Raw genomic sequence first — 19,566 nt, 5'->3', positions numbered from 1 at the left:
AACAGTAAAAAAGCTGATATCTTTTTAACTTCGATCAGATTTTGTTATCAATGTGCTCAGCAACACCCACCTTCTGCAACGGTTCCTTGGCGTGGTCGATTGCGGCACCCTGCATGCCGCGGCCGAGGCCATCGGCGTCACCCAGCCGGCCCTGACCCGCAGCCTCAAGCTGCTCGAAGAGAGTGTCGGCGAGGCGCTGTTCGAACGGCGCGGACGCGGGCTTACCCTGACGCCCTTGGGGGTGCTGCTGGCCGAACAGGCCCGCCACCTGCTACGCGAACAGCAATTGGCCGAAGCCGAGCTGCTGGCCTTTCGCAAGGGGGAGCATGGCAACCTTCGGGTTGGCGCCGCCTCGATCTGGATGATGGAGCTCTTGCCCAAGGTCATCGCCCGGATGCACGAAAGCTATCCCCTGCTCCAGGTCACGCTGTCCTCGATGAACTATGCCGAAGGCGCCGCCGGGTTGCAGGATGGCACGCTGGATGCCTTTTTCGGCGGTTTCCAGATCATGGAGCCCCTGCCCTCCTACCTGATCCGCCGGCCGCTCTTTGTCGCCCGGCTGGTGGTGATCGCCCGGGCCGGCCACCCGATCTTTGAGCTGCCCACCGCCGACGCGGCGGCGCTGGCGCGTTATCGCTGGCTGTCGTTTCAAAGCGACGTCGCCTATCTCGACAACATCCGAGAGGTGGTGCGCGAGGCCTGCGGCCAGCCGCTGCATGTGACCGCGCAATGCGATTCCATGTCGACCACGCTCGAGCTGTTGCGGCAGGGCGATTACCTGGCCTTCCTGCCCAGCAGCTTTCTGACCCGGGCGGGCGGCAAGGGACTCGCCGTCGTCACCACCGAGTTGCCGGACGTGCAATTCAACTCCGGCCCGATCTTCCGCCGCTTTTTACAACAGAACGCCGCCTTCACCCTGCTGCTCGACACCGCCGTGCGAGAGGTCGCCGAGGCCCGGCTGCCGGTACCCGGCAGCTTGCCGCCAAAAGGCGGCGGCAGGGCAAGATAGAAAACGGATTGATGCGCCATAAATCTGAAAGAGCGAAATTTGATCAACTCGGATACTAAAAATATCTTCACCACACAAAAAATATTACTCAAATTCTTCAAATAAGCAAATTACCCCTCTCCAATTTCGCTTTGCTTTGAAGCTGAAACGTCACGCAGTTCTCGAAACATCGAAAAATACTCGTCGCGCCCGCCTCACCTGAAGGTTTTTTCCTGCATCACCGCTCCACGACCCAGGACAGAACTCAAAGATCCGCAAAAACCCGAAAAATTCGGCACGAAACCCGCAAGAAAACGCGAAAAGCCCATCTCATATTGGATGTGACGCACGTCACGCTGCGTCACCCGTAGCGGTTGACGGATGTGAAGAATCGCAGCAAAGTTGTGAAGTAGATAGGTGCATTCAACCCTTAAGTGCATACGGCAGAGAGTGGTTTCTTTCTGCTGGAGGTTTGACCTTCGGCTTTCGCCGAGTGGGTTTCATTGCTGCCAACCTGGCGGCATGGAATGCTCCGATCCTGAAAAAAATTTTCCGTTGGGCCAAATAAAACGGCCCGACGGTCTGAATTAACGCGCGCCCTCCGGTGCGTGTCCGAGTGTACTGTTGATAAGTTCCCCGGGGGATTCCCTTGGGCGTTTTCAGGAAGCCACATTAGCAAAGAGGACCCATCATGGCGAAACGCGATGTAACGGTGGAGCCGGGTGACCCGCTCCGTATCACAAATTCCGACAGGGATTTCGGCACGGTGACGATCAAATCGGGCGGCCAGGTGTTCGTCGAGACTTCAGCCCAGGTCACCATCGACAAACTGGTCAAGGAATAACGCCCCGCGGGAGGACGAACGAATGAAAGACGAAATGAATCTCATGGCGGAAGCCATGGCCGGCGGCCAGACGACACCTGATGTCAGCATCGTCGGTGCCCAGGGCCAGACCGGCAACGCCGGACAGAACGGCCAGACCGGCAACGGCGGGGTCGACGGGCGCAACGCCAATTGCAACTGGAAGACCGGATGCAGCAGCGGCTCTTCCGGCACCAATGGCGCCGATGGCGGCGACGGATCGGGCGGCATCGAAGGCGGCGAAGGCGGCGATGCCACCGACGCCAAGATCTATATCGGCGAGCTTTCCGGCACGATCTTTGTCGCCGGACGCGGTGGCAATGGCGGCAACGGCGGCAATGGCGGCAACGGTGGCAACGGCGGCAATGGCGGCACCGGCGGCAACGGCGACAAGGACGGCGCCTACAGCCATGACGGCTATAACGGCGGCAACGGTGGCAATGGCGGCAACGGCGGCAGCGGCGGCAAGGGCGGCGACGGCGGCAACGGCAGCCGGGTGACCCTGTCTTACGGCAAGCTCGACAGCGGCGCCAACATCGTGCCGATCACCGAGCCGAGCAACCCCGGCAATGGCGGCAGCGGCGGCGTCGGCGGTGCCGGCGGTCAGGGCGGCAAGGGCGGCTCGCGCGGCGGCGGCAACGGCACGCCGGGCGCGACCGGCAAGGCCGGCGATCACGGCGCCGACGGCGACAGCGGCGGCACGCCCAGCGTCATCACCGTCAACGCCGGTCCTCCCCCGAGCTGATGCCAGCCGCAATGGCGGCGCCGCTGGCCAGGGTCCGGCGGCGCACCCTCCGACTGTGCGAGACGGCGCGGCGGCTGACCCCTGCCGCGCAGCGCGCCCGCACGGATGAATGCCTGGCGGCAGTGCTCGGCACGGAGCGGCTTGACGCCGAAGACGCCTTCGGGCGCTCGGCGCTGAATTCGGACGGAACCCCCTTGCAACTCTGCCTGACGGCCAGACCCGGTAGCCAGGCGCTGCGCTATCTCGGCGATCCCTGCGCGCAACTTTCGGGCGCCGCGCGGATCGATGCCGCGCGCCAGGCGATGGGCGCCGCGATGCGGACGGCCGGCGCCGAGGGCCTTCGACCTGCGGCCGAAGCGCTGCTGGCGCGGGTCTTGCCGCAAGACCGCGCCACGCAGGACACCTTTCGCGACGGTGCGCTCTGGCTCGGCCTTGCCGCCGAACGGCCGGGGCTGGCACTTTATGTCGAGGCCGCGAGGGCAGACTGGGACATCGCCGGCGCCTGGCTGGCGGACCTGCTGCCCGACGCCGGACCGGCGCATCAGGCGATCGCCGGGCTCAGGCCGCATTGCGCGCCCGCCTCTTTTGGGCTCGAAGGGCTCGACGCCGGCAAAGGCCGCGCCAAGATCTATTTCCGCCTGACCGCGCCGCAGGATGTGCACGCCCTCGGCCTCGCGCCGCTGGCCAGCCCGGAGATGCTGGATGTCCTTGCCATCGCCATGGCCGGGCGGGGGGTCGATCTCGACGGGCTGGTGATGAGCATGGGCTTCGATCTCGCCACCGGCGCGCTGGTCGATTGCAAGGCCGATCTCTGTGGTCATTGCCTCGATCACACGCCGGAGGACTGGCAGCGGATCGTCACCGCCTGCTGCGCCCGGCTCGAGATCCCGCCGGTGGATGTCGCCCCGCTCCTCGATGGCGGCGAGACGCGGATTGCCTTTCTGGGCTGTGGCGTCTCCGCCGAGCGCGCGGCGCGGCTCAACCTCTATCTTCAACCCAGCCCCGACGCCCGCCCCAATGCGCCCGAGAGCCTGCGCGCCGCGGCAGAGGATGCGGTGGCTTATCTGCTGGCGCTGCAACAGGAGGATGGCCATTGGCAGGATTACGAGCTGCCGGTGGGCGCCAGCGATCAGTGGATCACCGGCTATCTCGGCATGAGCCTCGCCGAGGCCGCAGACCGCCTGCATCTGCCCGCGGCGCGCGCCGCCGCCGAACGTGCCGCCGACTGGCTGTGCCGCGACCGGCCTTATGCGGCGGGCTGGGGCTACAATGCCAGCACCGGGCCCGACAGTGACAGCACCGCCATGGTCCTGACCCTGCTGCACCGGCTCGACCGGCCCTGCGCCGAGGCCGATACCGGGTTTCTCGCGGCGCGCTGGCCCGAGGGCGCGTCGGGGATCAGCACCTATGACGGCAGCGACGCCTGGGCCCAGGCGCATTGGGACGTCACGCCCTACGCCTATGCCGCCTTGCCGGCCGCCGCCCGGGCCGCGCGCGCAGACGGCTTTCGCCGGGGTCTTGCCGACAATCTTCAGCCCGACGGCACCTGGCGGGCCTATTGGTGGCGCAGCCCGCTTTATGGCACGCTGCTCACCCGCGAGGTGCTCGATGCGCTTGGCGAACCCCCGCCCGAAGCGCTTCCCCGGCGGCTCAGCCTCGGCGCCGAAACGACGCTCGATCTCGCATGCGCGGTGGGCGTCGCCCATCTGCACGGCACCGAGGCCGAGGATCTGGCGGGGGCGCTGGCCGCGCTTCTTCGGCGGCAGTTGCCCGACGGCGGCTTTCCCGGCGGCGCCGATCTGCGGGTGACCGATCAGGCCTGCACCGCCCCCTGGGACGCGCCCGACGGCCAGTATTTCACCGACATCGCCGGCAGTTTCACCACCGCCACGGCGCTGCGCGTGCTGGCGCGGCTCTGGCAGGATCGGGCCGGCGCGGCCGCCAGTGCCGGGGTGGCGGCATGAGCGCCCCCCGCCCGCCGATGCTGATCTACAGCCGGAGCTGCCGGCCCTGCCTGCGGCTGGCGCGACTGGCGCGGGCGCTGTCGCTGGGCCAGCTCGAACTGCGCGCCGCCGAAGACCTGCCCGAGCTGCCGGCGGAGTGGCGGGGCCAGCCCGTGCTCTGCCTGCCTGACGGCCGCAGCCGCATCGGCGCCGAGGCGGTGATCCGCGCCCTGCCCGGCGCGGTCTGCGGCGCGCTTGTGACCCGAAGCCGCGGCAAGGCCCGGCACCCTCAGACATGACCCGACCGACAATCAAGGAGACCGCCATGACCCGTCCGCGCTGCGCCCTCAGGGACCCGCATTCCGAAGACCTGCTGCGCCGCGACGGCTATGTCGTGCTGCCGCTCCTGACCGAAGGCGACCTTGCCGCCCTGCGCGCGGTCTATGACCGCGTGGCCCAGGCGCATGACGATGGCTTCATGGCTTCGGTACTGCATGACGATCTGGCGATGCGGGCCGGCGTGCATTCGGCGCTGGCCGAGATCTGGCGGGCGCGCGTGCTGCCGGTGCTCGAGGAATTCCGCATCATCGTCGGCTCGGTCGCCGCCAAGGCGGCCAACAGCGACAGCTCCAGCGTCGGGCTGCACCAGGATCTGAGCTTTGTCGACGAAAACCGCCCCGGCCATCTCGCCCTGTCGATCTGGGCGCCCTTGCAGGACGTCACCCCGGAAAACGGCTGCCTGAGCCTCGCCCCCGGGTCGCATCTGCTCAATTCCAACTGGCGCGAGCCTTCCGGCCTGCCCTACCGCGAGTTGATCCCGGTGATCGAGGGCGAATTCATGCAGGCGCTGCCCATGCGCGCGGGCGAGGTGCTGTTGATGGACAGCCGCACCTTTCACGGCTCGCCGCCCAACTTTTCCGATCGGCCGCGCGTGGTGGCCGCCGGCGTGGCGATCCCGGCGGAAAGCCCGTTGTTCTATGTGCACCGCGACCATGGCGGAAATCCCGATCAGGTCGAGGTCTGGCAGGTGCCCGAGGATTTCTATCGCCAGCACACCATCGGCATGCGCCCGGCCGAGGGCCGCCACCTGGCGACCCTCGCCGGCGATCCCGAGCCGCTTGACGAGGCCCGCCTGCGCCGCGCGCTGCGCCCGGTCGCGGCCCACGCCTGAGCCATATCCCATCGTGAGACGGAGCCGCCCATGACCCGCCAATCCCCTGCCGAAACCAGCCCCGACAAGGCCAATGTGCCGGCCATCCGCTCTTTCGAGTTCAACGACGCGGCGGTGGGCGACATCAAGACCAGCGTCAACCAGTTCCGCGGCACGCTCTCGCTGCCGATCGATTTCCTGACACTCGAGGGGCGCAAGGGCCTCGATGTGAAGGTCTCGGCGCTCTATTCCTCGAATATCGCCCGCGATGTCGAGACCTGGAACCTCGACGCGCCCACCGGCATTCTCGGTCTTGGCTGGCAGATGCCGGTCGAGCGCATCGTGGTGGAGACCTCGGGCAATGGCAGCCCGGCGTCTGACCGGCATTTCCTGATCGCCGGCGGCAGCGCCAACCCGATGATCTGCACCGGCACCGACAGCGCCGGGCGGCAGAGCTATCAGCTCAGGCAGTTCCAGTTCTGGCAGATCACCTATGATCCGGCCGACGAAAGCTGGCGCATCGTCAAGGAAGACGGCACCGTGCACAGTTATGGCGGCCGGGGCGCGGCCAACGCGGTGCAATGGGGCGTGCGCTGGGGCAATTTCACCGGCTCCTCCAGCCGCCTCGACGGTCAGGAACGCTATGCCCGCGCCTGGAATCTGGCCCGGACCGAGACCGTGGCGGGCGATGCCGTCAGCTATGAATATCGCGCCACCGAGGTGGCGGTGGGCGACCGCGGCGGCAAGACCTATACCCAGGCCTCTTATGTCAGTCAGATCACCGACAGCCTCGGCCGGGTGGTGAAATTCGTCTATGGCGAGAAATACGGCGCCGGCAATCCCAGCCCGCAGCAGATCGTCGAATATCACGCCGCCAACTCTGGCAAACCCGCGCCAAACGCCTATCAGGATGTCTACGAAACGTTGTATCTGGAACGGGTCGAGGTGTTCAACGCCCAGGGCCGGCAGATCCACGGGCTGACCTATACCTATGATTTCATCAATCTCGCCGCGACCACCGATCCGGCGCGCGACCTGATGTGGAAACGGGTGCTGACCTCGGTGTTCCAGTGGAGCCCGGAGGGCCGGGTGCTGCCCTCGATGCGCTTTGCCTATGACAATGATACCTCGGCGGTGAATCCCGGCGCGCTGATCAAGATCACCTATCCCGGCGGCGCCGAGGCCAGCGTCGGCTACAAGGAACTGGTGCTGGATGCGCCACGGCGCACGACGCTGAAGAACCCGCTGGGCCAGGCGACGCCCGGCGTCTGGCATGGGCCGGATTACGTGCTGACCAGTTTCACCGGCGCCAACGGCTTCCGGCTTCTGGTCTCGACCTGGAATGGCAGGTGGCAGAGTGTCGATATCACCCCGGCCGCGCTGTGCAATGCCCAGATCGATCCGCAAAGCCTCTGGGCCAGCCCGCAGGAAGGCTATCTGGCGGTCTCTGGCCGCGATACCCAGGGCAACCGTGATGTCCTTTGCCTGTTCCGGCCCGATCCGGCGGTTTTCGGCGCCTGGACGCTAGATGTGCAGGGCGTTCGCTATCTCGACCTGCGCGCGGGCAAGAGCGGCAGATCGGTCTATGCCGCCGGCCGCGATTACGTGATCGCGGGCAATCTGGATTTCTCGGCCGGGGTCTATCAGGGCTTTTCCTGGGACTGGCAGCGGCAGGCCTGGTCGGCGCCGCCGATCCGGCCCTCGGGATCGCAGGCCACCGCCAATGGCAATTTCGCCCTCGCCGCCTTTGACACCTATTACGTCGCCGCCACCTGGGACGCCAAGACCCGACGCATCGGCTATGAAACCTTCTACCGCGCCGCCGACCGAAGCTGGCAGCCGGGCGGCAGCTGGCACACCGCCAATGTCGATATTGCCGAAGAGAACGGCCAGCGGCTCTTGGCGGTAGTGGCGCAATCAAGCTATCTTGCCACCACCTATGTCACCAGCACCTCGGTCAGCGCGATCAACTATGCGGTGGCGGTGCATCAGCTTGACGAGCGCTTCGCCGCAATCAACGGCGCCAGCCCGAAAACAATGCAAGAGACGGCAGCGGTCGACAATGGCACCGCGGCCTACAATGTCTTTCAGACCGTGGCCTCGCAGAACTATCTCAACAACAACCTGATCAACCTGCGCAACGAAGGCGGCGACCAGCGCGCCAGCGCCAATGTGAACTGGGTCGAAAAGACATTGACGCTGGCGGCGGGCGAGCGCCCGAATTTCGCCTCGGAGATCGATGCCACCGCCTTTGTCACGGTCGACGGCGCCCAGCGCACGACGGCGGAAATCCTGCGCTTCGATCCGAATCAGCCAGCCTCGGCCGCCTGGCAGCCACAGCCCAACGTGGTGCAATCGGGCAGCGCGGCGACGGTTTTCGGCAGCTATCTCACCATTGGCGAAACGGTCTATTTCAACCGAACCGACGGCAGTTGGCGGGCCCTGTCGCAACAACTCACCGGGCTGGGGCCGGAGGCCAGCGTCGCCAACCGCGCGCCGAATTACATCGCCTTTCAGGACAGCGACGACGCCAGCGCCCACAGCTATATCGTCGCCACCCGCAATGGCGATATCGGTCCGGTGCAGGTGCTTCCGGGCGGGCCGCAGAAGGTGTCGGTGCCGGCCGATGCCGCCGGGCCGGGCAGCAACCTGGCCGGCCTGCGCTTTCTCGTGACCTACCCCTCGGCCGAGGACTTCGACCAGGCCGGATCGCTCACCCTGATCAACCTCGACAATGGCGTGCTCGAGGATTTTGCCCGTGACACGCCGGTGGCCTGGACCGCCATCGCCAACCCTTTCGACCCCGATCAGGGTTTTGTCGAAAGCTTCATCTATGCAAATTCGTCGACCGCCATCGTGTCTTACGACACCCGCACCGGGCTGGCGCAATATCCCGAGGTCTCGGTTGTCACCGGGGTCAAGACCACAGGCAACGATCTGCCGCGCAACCAGCCCGACGGGCGCTCGGAATACTATTATTCCAATGGCGTTTCGCCACAGGACAGCCTGAAATATCCCACCGGCTGGATCCTGAACTATGACCAGACGCTCAACGGGGTCGAACTTGCACGGCGCGATTTCGATGCCCGGGGCGATCTGGTGGCCGAGCAGCTCAATTATTGGCAGGTTTTCACCAAGGGCCCCGGCGGCCGGCAGCTTTTCGGCTCTTATGCCAAGCCGGTCGAAACCCGGACCACGCGCGATGCGGTGACCGTCACCAGCTTTGCCGAATTCGACAGCGAAAGCGGGCTCGAAAGGTCGCGGCGGCAGGATTACCACGACAGCCGGGGCAACCGGAAATGGCTCTCCAAGTCGCTGGTCTTTGCCCACGAGGTGCCGGAGTACAAGGTGGCCTTCGAAGCGCGGCACTACCTTTCGGCCATCGCGCGGATGGATCGGGCGGTCACCGACAATGCCAGCGGCAAGGTCACGGTGATCGAAAGCAAGGCCACGACCTGGAAGGACTGGTCCGCCGGGGCTGCCCCGTCACGGCTGGCCAAAAGCGGGTCCTGGCAATGGAAGGCCGAGGGCAGCACCCCGGATTTCGACTATTCCGGCGGCGCCAATGCCGGCTGGGTGCGCGAAGCCGAGATCCTGTCGCGCAGCGCCAAGAGCCTGCTGATCGAAGAGCAGATCGACGCGCGCGGCGCCGCCTCGTCCTTTGTCTATGACAGCGATAGCCGCTATCTGGTGGCCAGCTTCCCCGGCGCCGCCCGCAGCGCGGGCTGGGCCAGCTATTGGGGGGCCGAACCCTATGAGGCGCCCGATGGCTGGAGCCTGGGCCGCGGCGCCGAGATCGTGCCGCCATCGGCCCAGGGCGAGATCGACGCCCACACCGGCACCCGTGCCATCCGGCTCAACCCCGGCGCGGCCACCGGCACCGAGGCGCTGCGCCGCAACTGGATCGCGCGGGGCAAGGGGCGGATGATCGTCTCGGCCTGGGTCAAGCGGCCCGAGGGCTTCGACACCAGCGCCGGCGCGGCCGAGCTGACCGTTGTCGTCAACGGCACGCTGACGGCGCGCAGCCCCTTCCCCGATCCTTGCGGCGACTGGCTCTATCTTGCCGCCGGTTTCGACCTGACGGCGGATAAATCCGACATCACCGTCAGCCTGACCAATGCCAATACCGAGGCCCCGGTTCTGGTCGACAATCTCTGTATCGCGCCGGGCGATTGCACCTGGTCGGCCACCGGTTTCGACACCCGGCTCTGGCTGCCCGACGCCAAGCTTGAGGCCAATGGCGTGACCTCACGCAGCCGCTACGATCCCTTCGGCCGGGTGGTCCTGCGCACCAATGCGCGCGACGAACTGTCGGAGATTGCCACGCATTACCAGTCGCGCGACGGCCATGAGGGCAGCTTTGACCCCGCCGACCCGAACAGCCAGGCGGTGCTGCGCCCGGCGTCGGGCGGGCGGATGGAGACCTTTACCCGCGGCGGCGCCTGGCGGGCAACCTGGGCCCCGGGTGCCGCCGGCGACTGGCAATCGAGCGGCGGTATGTTGACCAATGCCGGCGCCACGGGCCCGGCGACGCTGACCGCCGCCACCGCCGATCCGGCGCGCGGCTTTGCCCTTGGCGCGCAACTCCGGCCGGTGACGACGCCGGTCGGGGCGCTGGGGATCAGCGTCGGAACCAGCGTCAAGCTCGACTGGAACCCCGCCACCGGGCTCTGGAACCTGACCGGCCCCGGCACCGCCAAGGCGCGCAGCGGCGAACCCCTGACCGGCCATGACCGGGTGATGACGCTTGCGCTGCCCGAAGAGGCCCGGGCCAGCCTGCGCAGCGGCGCCCCCGCCACCGTCCCGCCGCAGATCGTCACCGCCTTTGCCCGGCGCGGCCTGCACCTGCCCCGCGATGCGCGGGTGGCCCGGCATCCCGAAACCGGCGTGCAGGAGATCCATCCGCCCGGCGCCGACTATCGCTATGTGCTCACCCCGCTGGACGACGCGGAGGAGGCAAAGGTCGCGGTGCATCGGGTGGGCGGGGTCTGGCAGCTGCTGGTTCACAAGCGCAGCCTCGTCTTTCGCATCGACGGCAAGGTGATCTTCAGCGAGGTCTTCGACAACGCCATCACCGGCGCGCTGACCCTGCATTTCGACAGCCAGGTCGAGATCTCCGACCTCGCGTTGGGCCATGCGCCGGCAGCGGCCGTGAACTACACCGACACCACCGGCATTCCGCTGCAACAGCAGGGGCTCGAACACGAGCGGATGACCGTGAGCCAGTTTCTCGCCGACAGCCAGGGCCGGCTCGCCGTCAAGGCCAAGCCGGCCTGGATCGCGGCCTCGGACAAGACCCCGCTGCTGGCCTATACGCCGGACATGGCCAGGCTCGACTGGACCAGCGGCCAGATGACCGGCCGTGTCGCCGAGGCCTATCCCGACGACGGCGGTTTTCCCTATGCCCGCGAGGTCTTCGAGGCCTCGCCCCTGGGGCGCACCGTGGCCTCCGGCCTGCCCGGCGCCGATTTTGCCATCGGCGCGCATGACAGTCGCATCGCCTATGGCGCCAACGATGGCAGCCATGGCCTTCCGATCGCCGGCTACCTGCGCGAGACGGTGACCGACCCCAACGGCAATGTGACCACCACGATCTCGACCACCTTGGGCCAGGTGGTGGTGCAATCGGCCGAGCGGACCAAGGGGCAGCTGATCACCAGCTTCGTGATCTACGACGATGCCGGCAATCCGGTCGAACGGCGCCAGCCCAACTACTTCGATCCGCCCGCCGACAGCCTGCCCGAGGATTGGGTGATCGCCCAGAGCTTCGATTTCGCCGGCCGGCCGCTGACCAAGACCATCGGCCGCACCGGCAGCAGCCAGTTCGTCTATTCCGATGCCGGTGATCTTCGCTTCATGGAAGACCCCGAGGGCGCCGCCGGTGGCACCTATCTTTACTGGACCTATGACCGGCTGGGCCGACCGCTGGAGAACGGTTATCTGACCGGCAGTTTCGATCGCAAGACCCTGACCGCCAAGGCCACCGAGGCCCCTGGCTGGCCCGCCACGCCCGACACCTGGCGCAAGCGCCAGCATTGGGACGGCACCGATCCGGCGGCCAATGCCATCGGCCGGCTTACGCAGGTCGAGACCAGCCAGAGCGACGAGGGCACATCGGCGAGCCGCGACAGCTATCGCTACGATCTCTTCGGCAACACCGTGCAGATCCGTCAGGCGGTGACCGGGGTCAGCGGCGACCGGCAGACCGATTATGCCTTTGACGCCCAGGGATCTCCGCTGGCGGTGCAATATCCGCGCGACATCGAGGGCACACGCTGGCGGCTGAGCTATCGGTACGATGCGCTGGGCCGGGTCAGCACGATCTCGCAGGGCGAGACCGGCAACGAGGAACTGATCCGCTATGCCTATCGCGCCGATGGCCGCCCCGAGGCGGAGCAGCGCCCCGGCGACGGCAGCACGCCCAGCGACCGCGAGTATGCCTACAACCCGCCGCTCTGGCCGACGCGGCTGCATGACAGCACCGCCACGGCGGCGCTGTTCACCGAAGAGCTGAGCTATACCGCCGGCGGCTACAAGGGGGCGGGTTACTACGACGGGGTCATCGCCAAGGCCGGGTATCCGGCGGCGGGCGGCGCCCCGGCGCATGACTTTGCCTATGCCTACAATGGCCTGGGCGAGATCGAGACGGCGGATTGCGCCGCCGAGCCGGAATGGAGCCTCGGCACCGACGGCCCGGTGCGCTACGACGCCAACGGCAATATGCGCGCCGCCAATCTCGGCACGCGCGAGATCGCGTTCACCTATGTCGCCCAGACCCAGCGGCTCAAGACCCTGCGCGACGTGACCGGGGGCGGCGACGTCGAGGTGGCGCGCTATACCTACACAAAGAACGGCGCGGCCAAGACGTCAAAGACCGTCGGCACCCCGTTCGAGAACGGCCGCGAGATCGCCTTTGACCACGATCCCGGCATTTCGCGGCCGGTGGCGGCGCGGGTCGCGGGCGGCGATGACGTGACCTATCGCTATGGCGCGACCGGGCGGCGGGTGCTCAAGACCGTGCCGCGCGACAATGGCGCGGTGGAGCAGACCGTCTATGCCTATGGCGCCGACAACGTGCCGCTTTATGAACAGGCGCCGCGCGACGAGATGCTTTATGGTTTCGGACCGCAGGGACTTGCCCTGCTGCGCCACAACGGCAAGGTCTACTACATCCTGCGCGACCATCTCGGCTCGGTCCGCCGGTTGCTCGATGACAAGAACGCGGTGGTGGCCGATTTCGACTATCTGCCCTATGGCACCGTCTCGCGCAGTTCCGGCCCGGCGCTGAACGCCACCAACCTGCGCTTTACCGGCCATCGCTTCGATGCCGATCTCGGGCTTTATGACACGCCGGCGCGCTTTTACGGCGCCCAGATCGGCCGGTTCCTCGATACCGATCCGATGAGCCAGTTCAATTCGCCCTACACCTATGCCGCCAACAACCCGGTGCTTTATGTCGACCCGGACGGCCGGTTCTCGATCGGCAGCCTGTTCTCGGCGATTGCCGGGGTGATCATCGGCGCGGTCGAGATTCTGATCGGCGTGGCAATCGATGTGGTGGCGGGGGTTCTCGAGGTGGTGACCGGCGGGCTGGCGACGCCGGCGGCGGTGGCGCTGGCCGCGGCCGCAGGGTTCTTCTATGGCGCCGGCGCCAGTTCGATCATCTATTCGGTGCTCAACGTCCAGAGCTTTGACTGGAAGGAATACGGCATCTCGATGGGCGTCGGCGCGGTGGCCGGGGCAATCTCCTTCGGCTTTGGCGCGCTGGGCACCGCCGCGGCGACCAGCGCCGGGGCCACGGCGACGGTTCAGGCCGCCAGCAAGGCGACGCAAACCGTCGTCGAATATGGCATCAAGGCGGGGTTCGGCGCGGTTGGCGGCGCCGTGAGCGGCGCGGTTTCTACCTCGCTCAACGACGTGGCGCATAATGTCACGCCGGGGTTCGACGTGGTCAGCGGCGCGCTCTGGGGTGCGGTCTCGACCGCGATAACCGCCGGCACGGCGGGGCCGGCCTACAAGGCGGGGTTCAAGGAGTTCGGCAAGCGCGTGCTGATCAACACCGCCAAGAAAGAGGCCATCGGCATCTCGGTCAGCGTGACCAGGAACGCGGTCAACGGCGACCCGCTCGACAAGGGGCTGGTGAACACCGCGGTAAGCGGCGCCGTCTGGGGCTCGATTGGGGCGGTCGGTGCCAAGAGCGCCGGCAAGGAAACCACCGAGGACGCCTTTGCCGCCATCGGAGCCATGGCCGTGATCTGACCCCGGCGCCCTCTGCCGCCGCTGTCCGGCAACAGCGCGGCAAGCGGGCCCCGGGGAACGGGAGAACAGGCCTTGGCCTTTCCCTGCCGCAGGGTCTAGGAGAGGGCGGACGTCAGATGACAAAGGCCGCAGCCCCCGATGACCCGACCGACACCGCCCCGACCGGCCTTTGCCGAATATATCGCGCTGGTTGCGCTGCTGATCTCGATCGGCGCGCTCGGCACCGACATCATGCTGCCCGCGCTCGAGGCGATCAGCGCCGATCTCGGCGCGCCCAAGCTCACCGACGGGCATTACATCGTCAGCGCCTTCTTCCTCGGCATGGCCGGTGGCCAGCTCATCGTCGGGCCGCTGGCCGACAGTTTCGGGCGCAAGCCGGTGATCTATGCCGGCTACGGCGTCTTTGTGCTCGGCTGCCTGGTCTCGGCCTTCACCGAGAGCTGGGCGATCATGCTGGCGGGGCGGGTGCTTCAGGGCTTCGGCGCCGCCGCGCCGCGCATCGTCACTGTCGCCATGGTGCGCGACGAATACGAAGGCCGGGCGATGGCGCGGATCATGTCGATCGTCATGGCCGCCTTCATCATCGTGCCGGTTGTCGCCCCGGCGCTGGGCCAGGGCCTGATCCTGCTGGGCGGCTGGCGGTCGACCTTTGCCGGGCTGGTGGTGCTGGCGCTGGCGGTCGTGGGCTGGTTTGCCCTGCGGCAGAGAGAGACCCTGGCCCCCGAGGACAAGCGGGCGTTTCGGCTGGGCGATATCGCCGCCGGCCTGCGCGAGATCCTGCGGACCCGGGTGGCGCTGGGCTATACGCTGACCGCCGGGCTGATGTACGGCATGTTCGTCGGCTACCTCGGCGCCGCGCAGCAGATCTTTCAGGGTGTCTTCGGCGTCGGAGAGCTCTTTGCCGCCTATTTCGCCCTCGCCTCCACCGCGCTCGGGGCGGCGGCGATCGTCAATGCCTCGCTGGTGATGCGGCTCGGGATGCGCCGGCTCACCGGGCTGGCGCTGGTGGCGCTGACCGGCCTCTCCTTTGGCTTCTGGGCGCTTCTGCCGCTTTATGGCGGTCAGCCCCCGATGCTACTGTTTATCCTCTGGCAGCTTTCGGTGTTTTTCTGCGTCGGCATTACCTTCGGCAATCTCAACGCGCTGGCGCTGGAACCGCTGGGCCATATGGCGGGCCTCGGCGCGGCCTTTGTCGGCTCGCTCGCCACCTTTCTGTCGCTGCCCCTGGCAGCGGCGATCAGCGCCCGCATCAATGGCACGGTGACCCCGCTGATCGCCGGCTTTGCCGTGCTCGGGCTCGCCGCCTGCTGCGTCATGTACTGGACGAACCGCGGCCGCCCGGACTGAGCCCTTGCCGTCGCGAACTTGGGGTTCCTGAGCCGCTTGGCAAGGGTCTTGCACCCCTCGGATCACCGCGCCAAAATTCCGCAAGGTCACCCGCCGCCCCGCCCAAAAGTGATCGCCCCGCCGTGGCGCAGAGTGGACAGCACGCGGGTGGCGCACTACTCTCTGTTCGGCTGTTCGCGACTGGTTATGGACAGCCAGATCGCGGGGCAGCGGGAAGTTGGAACGAAACGACATGGTGCAGACCGAAGAGCGGCCCGAGAAAGCGACGGGCAACGCGCTTTATGCCTGTCCGGTCTGCGACACGCTCTACAAAGAGCCCGAGGTGCCCGAAAACTCCATCGCGCTCTGTCACCGCTGCGGCCATGTGATCGCCGCACCGCGCTCGGACGCCTTTGCCCGGGTGCTGGCGCTGGCGATGACCTCGGCCGTGCTGATGACCGCCGCGATCTTCTTTCCCTTCATCGATCTTCAGGCCGGCGGCATCCACAACCGCACCTCGATTCTGGATGCGATTCAGGTGTTTTCCTCGGGGCTGATGGTGCCGCTGGCGGTGGTGGTGGCGCTCTTGATCGTGCTGATCCCCTTCCTCCGGCTGCTGGCGATCATCTACACGCTGCTGCCGCTGATGCGCGACCGGAAGCCTTACGCCCATGCCAAGGCGGCCTTTCGACTGGCCGAACGGCTGCGACCCTGGTCCATGGCCGAGATCTTCATCGTCGGCGTCGCGGTGGCGCTGGTCAAGGTCGGCGGGCTTGCGACGCTCAACCTCGGCCCCGCCTTCTGGGCCATGTCAGGCTTTGTGGTGGTTACCGTTCTGCAAGACACCAGCATGTGCCGCCACACGATCTGGAATTCGCTCGAGGCCACCGATCAATGACAACCGCACGACAAGCCGGGCTGGTGGCCTGCGTCACCTGCGGGCGGGTCGACCGCCGGGGCGCCGAGGAATGCGCCCGCTGCGGCGACACCCTGCCCCATCAAAGCCGCCGCTCGCTTCAGACGGTCTGGGCCTGGCTCTTTGCCGGGATCGTCATCTACATCCCGGCCAATACCTATCCGATGCTGCGCACCTCGACCCTGCTCGACAAATCCGAAAGCACCATCATCGGCGGCGCTATCGAGCTGTTGCATTACGGCTCTTACGGCGTGGCCTTTATCGTGTTCTTCGCCAGCATCGTGATTCCGATCGGCAAGTTCATCGCCATCGGGTATCTCGCGCTCAGCCTGCGCCGGGCGCGGCCGGACCGTGTACATCAGCGCCACCTGCTATATGAGGTGGTCGAATTCATCGGCCGCTGGTCGATGATCGACGTTTTCGTGGTGGCGATCCTCTCGGCTCTTGTCCAGCTGGGCTCGGTCGCTACCATCAACCCCGGAATTGCCGCCGTGAGCTTTCTGCTGTCGGTCGCGTTTACAATGCTGGCGGCCCAGAGCTTTGACCCGAAGCTGATCTGGGATGCCGATGAGGAGCCGCAATGACCGAGCCAAAAGCAGCCGACCCGGTGGTGCGCCGCGCCCGTGGCCCGCGCTTTTCGGTGGTCTGGCTGGTGCCGATTCTCGCGCTCGCGGTCTCGCTTGGCATCGCCTATCAGACCTATGCCGAACGTGGTGTGCTGATCGAGATCGCCTTTGACAGCGCCTCCGGCATTGCCGCCGAAAAGACCGAGCTGCGCTATCGCGACGTGACCGTCGGGCTGGTCGAGGATGTGCGCTTTTCCGACGATCTGGGCGAAGTCATCGCCGCGGTGCGGATCGACCGCAATCTCGCGCCCTATCTCGACGAGAACGCGGAGTTCTGGGTGGTGCGCCCCGAGATCTCGGCCCAGGGGATCACCGGCCTCAACACCGTCCTGTCCGGCGTCTACATCGTCGGTCAGTGGGACAGCACCGCCGGCGCCGCCCGCACCCGATTTGACGGGCTGGAAAACGCCCCGATCAACAATCCCGACGAAGACGGCACCCGCGTGCGGCTGAGCGCCCGCGACAGCAATTCGATCATCGCCGGCGCGCCGATCCTCTACAAGGGCATCCCGGTCGGTACCGTCGAAGCGCCCGACCTGGCCGAAGGCGGCGAGCAGGTGATCATCACCGGCTTTGTCCGCGCCCCTTATGACGAGATCATCACCAGCGACACGCGGTTCTGGAATATCTCCGGGGTCTCGGTCTCGCTCGACACCTCCGGCGTCTCGCTGAATTTCTCGTCGCTGGCCTCGCTGGTGCAGGGCGGGATCAGTTTCGACACTTTCGTCCCCGGTGGCGACGCGGTGGCCGATGGCACCGAATTCCCGCTTTATGCCGACGAAAGCGCCGCGCGCTCGAGCCTGCTCAACGATCCCACCGCCGAGCGGCTGCGGGCGCTGGCGGTGTTCGATGGCACCGTGGGCGGGCTGGCCGAAGGCGCGACGGTGCGCTTTCGCGGCGTGCCGGTCGGCGAAGTCGACAATGTGGCAATGGTCGCCGGCGAACGTGACGGCCGCAAGGTCGTGCGGATGCGCGCAATGCTGGCGATCATCCCGTCCCGCCTCGGCCTGTCGAACGAGGACGGCGTCGAGGAAGCGCTGGACCTGCTGAGCGTCTATGTCGAAGAGGGGCTGCGCGTGCGGCTGGCCACCGCCAGCCTGCTGTCCAGCGATCTGGTGGTCGACCTGATCGAGCTGCCGATCGACGAAGAGGGGGAAGCCGAGATCGTGATGACCGAGATGGGCATTCCGCAACTGCCCACCATCGAGGCCGAGGTCAGCGATCTGAACGCCACCGCCGAAGGCGTGTTTCAGCGGATCAACAACCTGCCGATCGAAGAGGTCCTGGCCTCGGTGCAGGGGCTGATCGACAATGCTTCGGCGCTGGTCGCTTCTGACGACATCCGCGCCGTGGCGCCGGGCATCAATGCCACGCTTGCCGACCTGCGCGCGCTTCAGCCCGAGGTTACATCGACCCTGGAAGAATTCCGCACCATCACGCCGGAGCTGACCGATACGCTCGACGAGGCCACGGCGACGCTGGAAGAGGTCCGCCTGATCGTTGCCGGCCTGCGCGAAAGCGGCGCGACCGAGAACGTCAACAACGTCTTTGCCTCCGCCGCCAACGCGGCCGATGCGGTCGAGGCCGCCGCCGGCGAACTGCCCAAGCTGACCGCACGGCTGACGACGCTTGCCACCCGCACCGAGAAGGTAATCGAATCCTACGGCGACAATTCAAGGCTGATCAACGGTGCGCTCTCCACCCTGCGCGACGTGAGCGAAGCCGCCGACGCCCTGCGCAGCCTGGCGCGCACCATTCAGCGCAACCCGAATTCCCTGATTATAGGTCGATGACATGACAGCCGCGAAATTCCTTTCCGCCCTGGCGCTGGCCGCCCTGACCGCCTGTGCCGACACCGAACCGCAATACCTGCTCGAGCCCGCGCCGTCGAAACTGCGGGTGAACTCGGTGGTGCGAACGGTGCTGGTGCGAACGGTGTCTCTGCCGACCTATGCCGCCGATCAGAAAATCGCGGTTCAGGGAGAGGGCGGCGAGGTTCTGGCCAGCGATTTCGGACTCTGGGCGGATGAGCCCGAGCGCGCCACAACGCTGATCATCTCGCGCAATCTCAACACCATGACCTCTGCCCGGGTGGCGCCCGAGCCCTGGCCCCTGCCCGAACCGCCCAAGGGCGTGATCGATATCCGCATCGAAACCTTCATCGCCACCCAATCCGATACCTTCCGGATGTCGGGGCAGTATTTCATGGGCTCCGAGACGCCGGATCCGATCGAGAATTTCGACGACCCCGACGCGCCGCCCAAGATCGTCCCGGCCCCGCTTTCCGACAAGGCACGGGTGTTCGACATCGTTGTGGCCCTGCCGGTCAAGACCGCCGCCGCCATCGCCGCGGCACAGGCAACAGCGCTGACCACCCTCTCCGAACAGATCGCCCGGGACATGGCGTCGTGACCTGCCACTGAACTTTCATCCAGCCGCGACCGGAGCCCAATTGGTGTTTACGCCGGTTGGCGCAGGTTGAGCAATCGCCCGACGCGCGGAGCTATCATCTCGCGCAGCGGGACGGGCGATTGCGGTGGTCAGGGTCCGCGCGTAGTCGACCGGGGTCTGGTAATCCAAGGCCGAATGCGGGCGTTCGGTGTTGTAGTCCTCGACCCATGCGGCGATCACGACGCGCGCGTGTGCCAGGTTGCGGAACATGGTCTCGTTGAGCAGTTCATCGCGCATCCGCCCGTTGAAACTCTCGACGAACCCATTCTGCATTGGCTTTCCCGGTGCGATGTAATGCCA

General features: G+C 66.6%; 13 protein-coding genes. 12 read left to right on the top strand and 1 reads right to left on the bottom strand.

Going from position 1 to position 19,566, the window contains the following annotated elements; all coding sequences use genetic code 11:
* The first annotated feature begins 52 nt into the window (after positions 1-52).
* The 12 genes from BMW90_RS00060 (at position 53) to BMW90_RS00010 (ending at position 19,227) form a co-directional block, all read left to right on the top strand.
* Positions 53-1,009 carry a LysR family transcriptional regulator gene (locus BMW90_RS00060; RefSeq protein WP_074834200.1) on the top strand — a complete coding sequence of 319 codons (957 nt, stop codon included), beginning with the start codon at positions 53-55 and terminating at the stop codon, positions 1,007-1,009.
* A 670-nt stretch (positions 1,010-1,679) separates the two neighbouring features.
* Positions 1,680-1,832: a hypothetical protein gene (locus BMW90_RS26560; RefSeq protein ID WP_158499003.1), complete on the top strand. Its 153-nt coding sequence runs from the start codon at positions 1,680-1,682 to the stop codon at positions 1,830-1,832.
* Positions 1,833-1,854: 22 nt separating this feature from the next.
* Positions 1,855-2,595: a hypothetical protein gene (locus BMW90_RS00055; protein ID WP_074834199.1), complete on the top strand. Its 741-nt coding sequence runs from the start codon at positions 1,855-1,857 to the stop codon at positions 2,593-2,595.
* Positions 2,595-4,559, top strand: coding sequence for a prenyltransferase/squalene oxidase repeat-containing protein (locus tag BMW90_RS00050; protein ID WP_139211142.1), 1,965 nt, complete (start codon positions 2,595-2,597; stop codon positions 4,557-4,559). The genes BMW90_RS00055 and BMW90_RS00050 overlap by 1 nt, the downstream gene beginning before the upstream one ends.
* Positions 4,556-4,837, top strand: a complete 282-nt coding sequence (locus BMW90_RS00045; protein ID WP_139211140.1) for a hypothetical protein — start codon at positions 4,556-4,558, stop codon at positions 4,835-4,837. The genes BMW90_RS00050 and BMW90_RS00045 overlap by 4 nt, the downstream gene beginning before the upstream one ends.
* A 26-nt stretch (positions 4,838-4,863) precedes the next feature.
* A complete protein-coding gene (locus BMW90_RS00040; RefSeq protein ID WP_074834193.1) occupies positions 4,864-5,709 on the top strand; it encodes a phytanoyl-CoA dioxygenase family protein in 846 nt (281 codons plus the stop codon).
* Between the two features lie 30 nt (positions 5,710-5,739).
* Entirely contained in the window at positions 5,740-13,947 is an 8,208-nt protein-coding gene (locus BMW90_RS00035; protein ID WP_074834192.1) for an RHS repeat-associated core domain-containing protein, read from the top strand.
* A gap of 138 nt (positions 13,948-14,085) precedes the next feature.
* Positions 14,086-15,294 (top strand): multidrug effflux MFS transporter, encoded by a 1,209-nt coding sequence (locus tag BMW90_RS00030; protein WP_074834191.1) that lies wholly within the window; start codon positions 14,086-14,088, stop codon positions 15,292-15,294.
* A gap of 217 nt (positions 15,295-15,511) precedes the next feature.
* The gene (locus tag BMW90_RS00025) at positions 15,512-16,171 is read left to right on the top strand and encodes a paraquat-inducible protein A (RefSeq protein WP_244526405.1); all 660 of its coding nucleotides are present in this window, start codon (positions 15,512-15,514) and stop codon (positions 16,169-16,171) included.
* Positions 16,168-16,773: a paraquat-inducible protein A gene (locus BMW90_RS00020; protein WP_074834189.1), complete on the top strand. Its 606-nt coding sequence runs from the start codon at positions 16,168-16,170 to the stop codon at positions 16,771-16,773. Before BMW90_RS00025 ends, BMW90_RS00020 begins: the two co-directional genes overlap by 4 nt.
* Positions 16,770-18,608, top strand: a complete 1,839-nt coding sequence (locus tag BMW90_RS00015) for a PqiB family protein (protein WP_048529547.1) — start codon at positions 16,770-16,772, stop codon at positions 18,606-18,608. Before BMW90_RS00020 ends, BMW90_RS00015 begins: the two co-directional genes overlap by 4 nt.
* A gap of 1 nt (position 18,609) precedes the next feature.
* The gene (locus BMW90_RS00010; protein ID WP_074834188.1) at positions 18,610-19,227 is read left to right on the top strand and encodes an ABC-type transport auxiliary lipoprotein family protein; all 618 of its coding nucleotides are present in this window, start codon (positions 18,610-18,612) and stop codon (positions 19,225-19,227) included.
* 15 nt (positions 19,228-19,242) lie between these two features.
* Here the strand turns inward: BMW90_RS00010 and BMW90_RS00005 are convergent.
* Positions 19,243-19,566, bottom strand: a 324-nt coding sequence (locus tag BMW90_RS00005; RefSeq protein ID WP_139211136.1) for an integrase core domain-containing protein, incomplete at its 5' end; no start/stop codon positions are given.

Source organism: Marinovum algicola, assembly GCF_900109145.1.
In the GTDB taxonomy this organism is placed as follows: domain Bacteria; phylum Pseudomonadota; class Alphaproteobacteria; order Rhodobacterales; family Rhodobacteraceae; genus Marinovum; species Marinovum algicola.
The sequence above is the reverse complement of the archived record's forward strand: the minus strand, read 5'-3'. Positions and strand labels throughout refer to the sequence as shown.

Bases quoted from the DNA above. Each gene is read 5' to 3' on its own strand.
- BMW90_RS26560 (WP_158499003.1), top strand. From the start codon at position 1,680: ATGGCGAAACGCGATGTAACGGTGGAGCCGGGTGACCCGCTCCGTATC.
- BMW90_RS00055 (WP_074834199.1), top strand. From the start codon at position 1,855: ATGAAAGACGAAATGAATCTCATGGCGGAAGCCATGGCCGGCGGCCAG.
- BMW90_RS00050 (WP_139211142.1), top strand. From the start codon at position 2,595: ATGCCAGCCGCAATGGCGGCGCCGCTGGCCAGGGTCCGGCGGCGCACC.
- BMW90_RS00045 (WP_139211140.1), top strand. From the start codon at position 4,556: ATGAGCGCCCCCCGCCCGCCGATGCTGATCTACAGCCGGAGCTGCCGG.
- BMW90_RS00040 (WP_074834193.1), top strand. From the start codon at position 4,864: ATGACCCGTCCGCGCTGCGCCCTCAGGGACCCGCATTCCGAAGACCTG.
- BMW90_RS00035 (WP_074834192.1), top strand. From the start codon at position 5,740: ATGACCCGCCAATCCCCTGCCGAAACCAGCCCCGACAAGGCCAATGTG.
- BMW90_RS00030 (WP_074834191.1), top strand. From the start codon at position 14,086: ATGACCCGACCGACACCGCCCCGACCGGCCTTTGCCGAATATATCGCG.
- BMW90_RS00020 (WP_074834189.1), top strand. From the start codon at position 16,168: ATGACAACCGCACGACAAGCCGGGCTGGTGGCCTGCGTCACCTGCGGG.
- BMW90_RS00015 (WP_048529547.1), top strand. From the start codon at position 16,770: ATGACCGAGCCAAAAGCAGCCGACCCGGTGGTGCGCCGCGCCCGTGGC.
- BMW90_RS00010 (WP_074834188.1), top strand. From the start codon at position 18,610: ATGACAGCCGCGAAATTCCTTTCCGCCCTGGCGCTGGCCGCCCTGACC.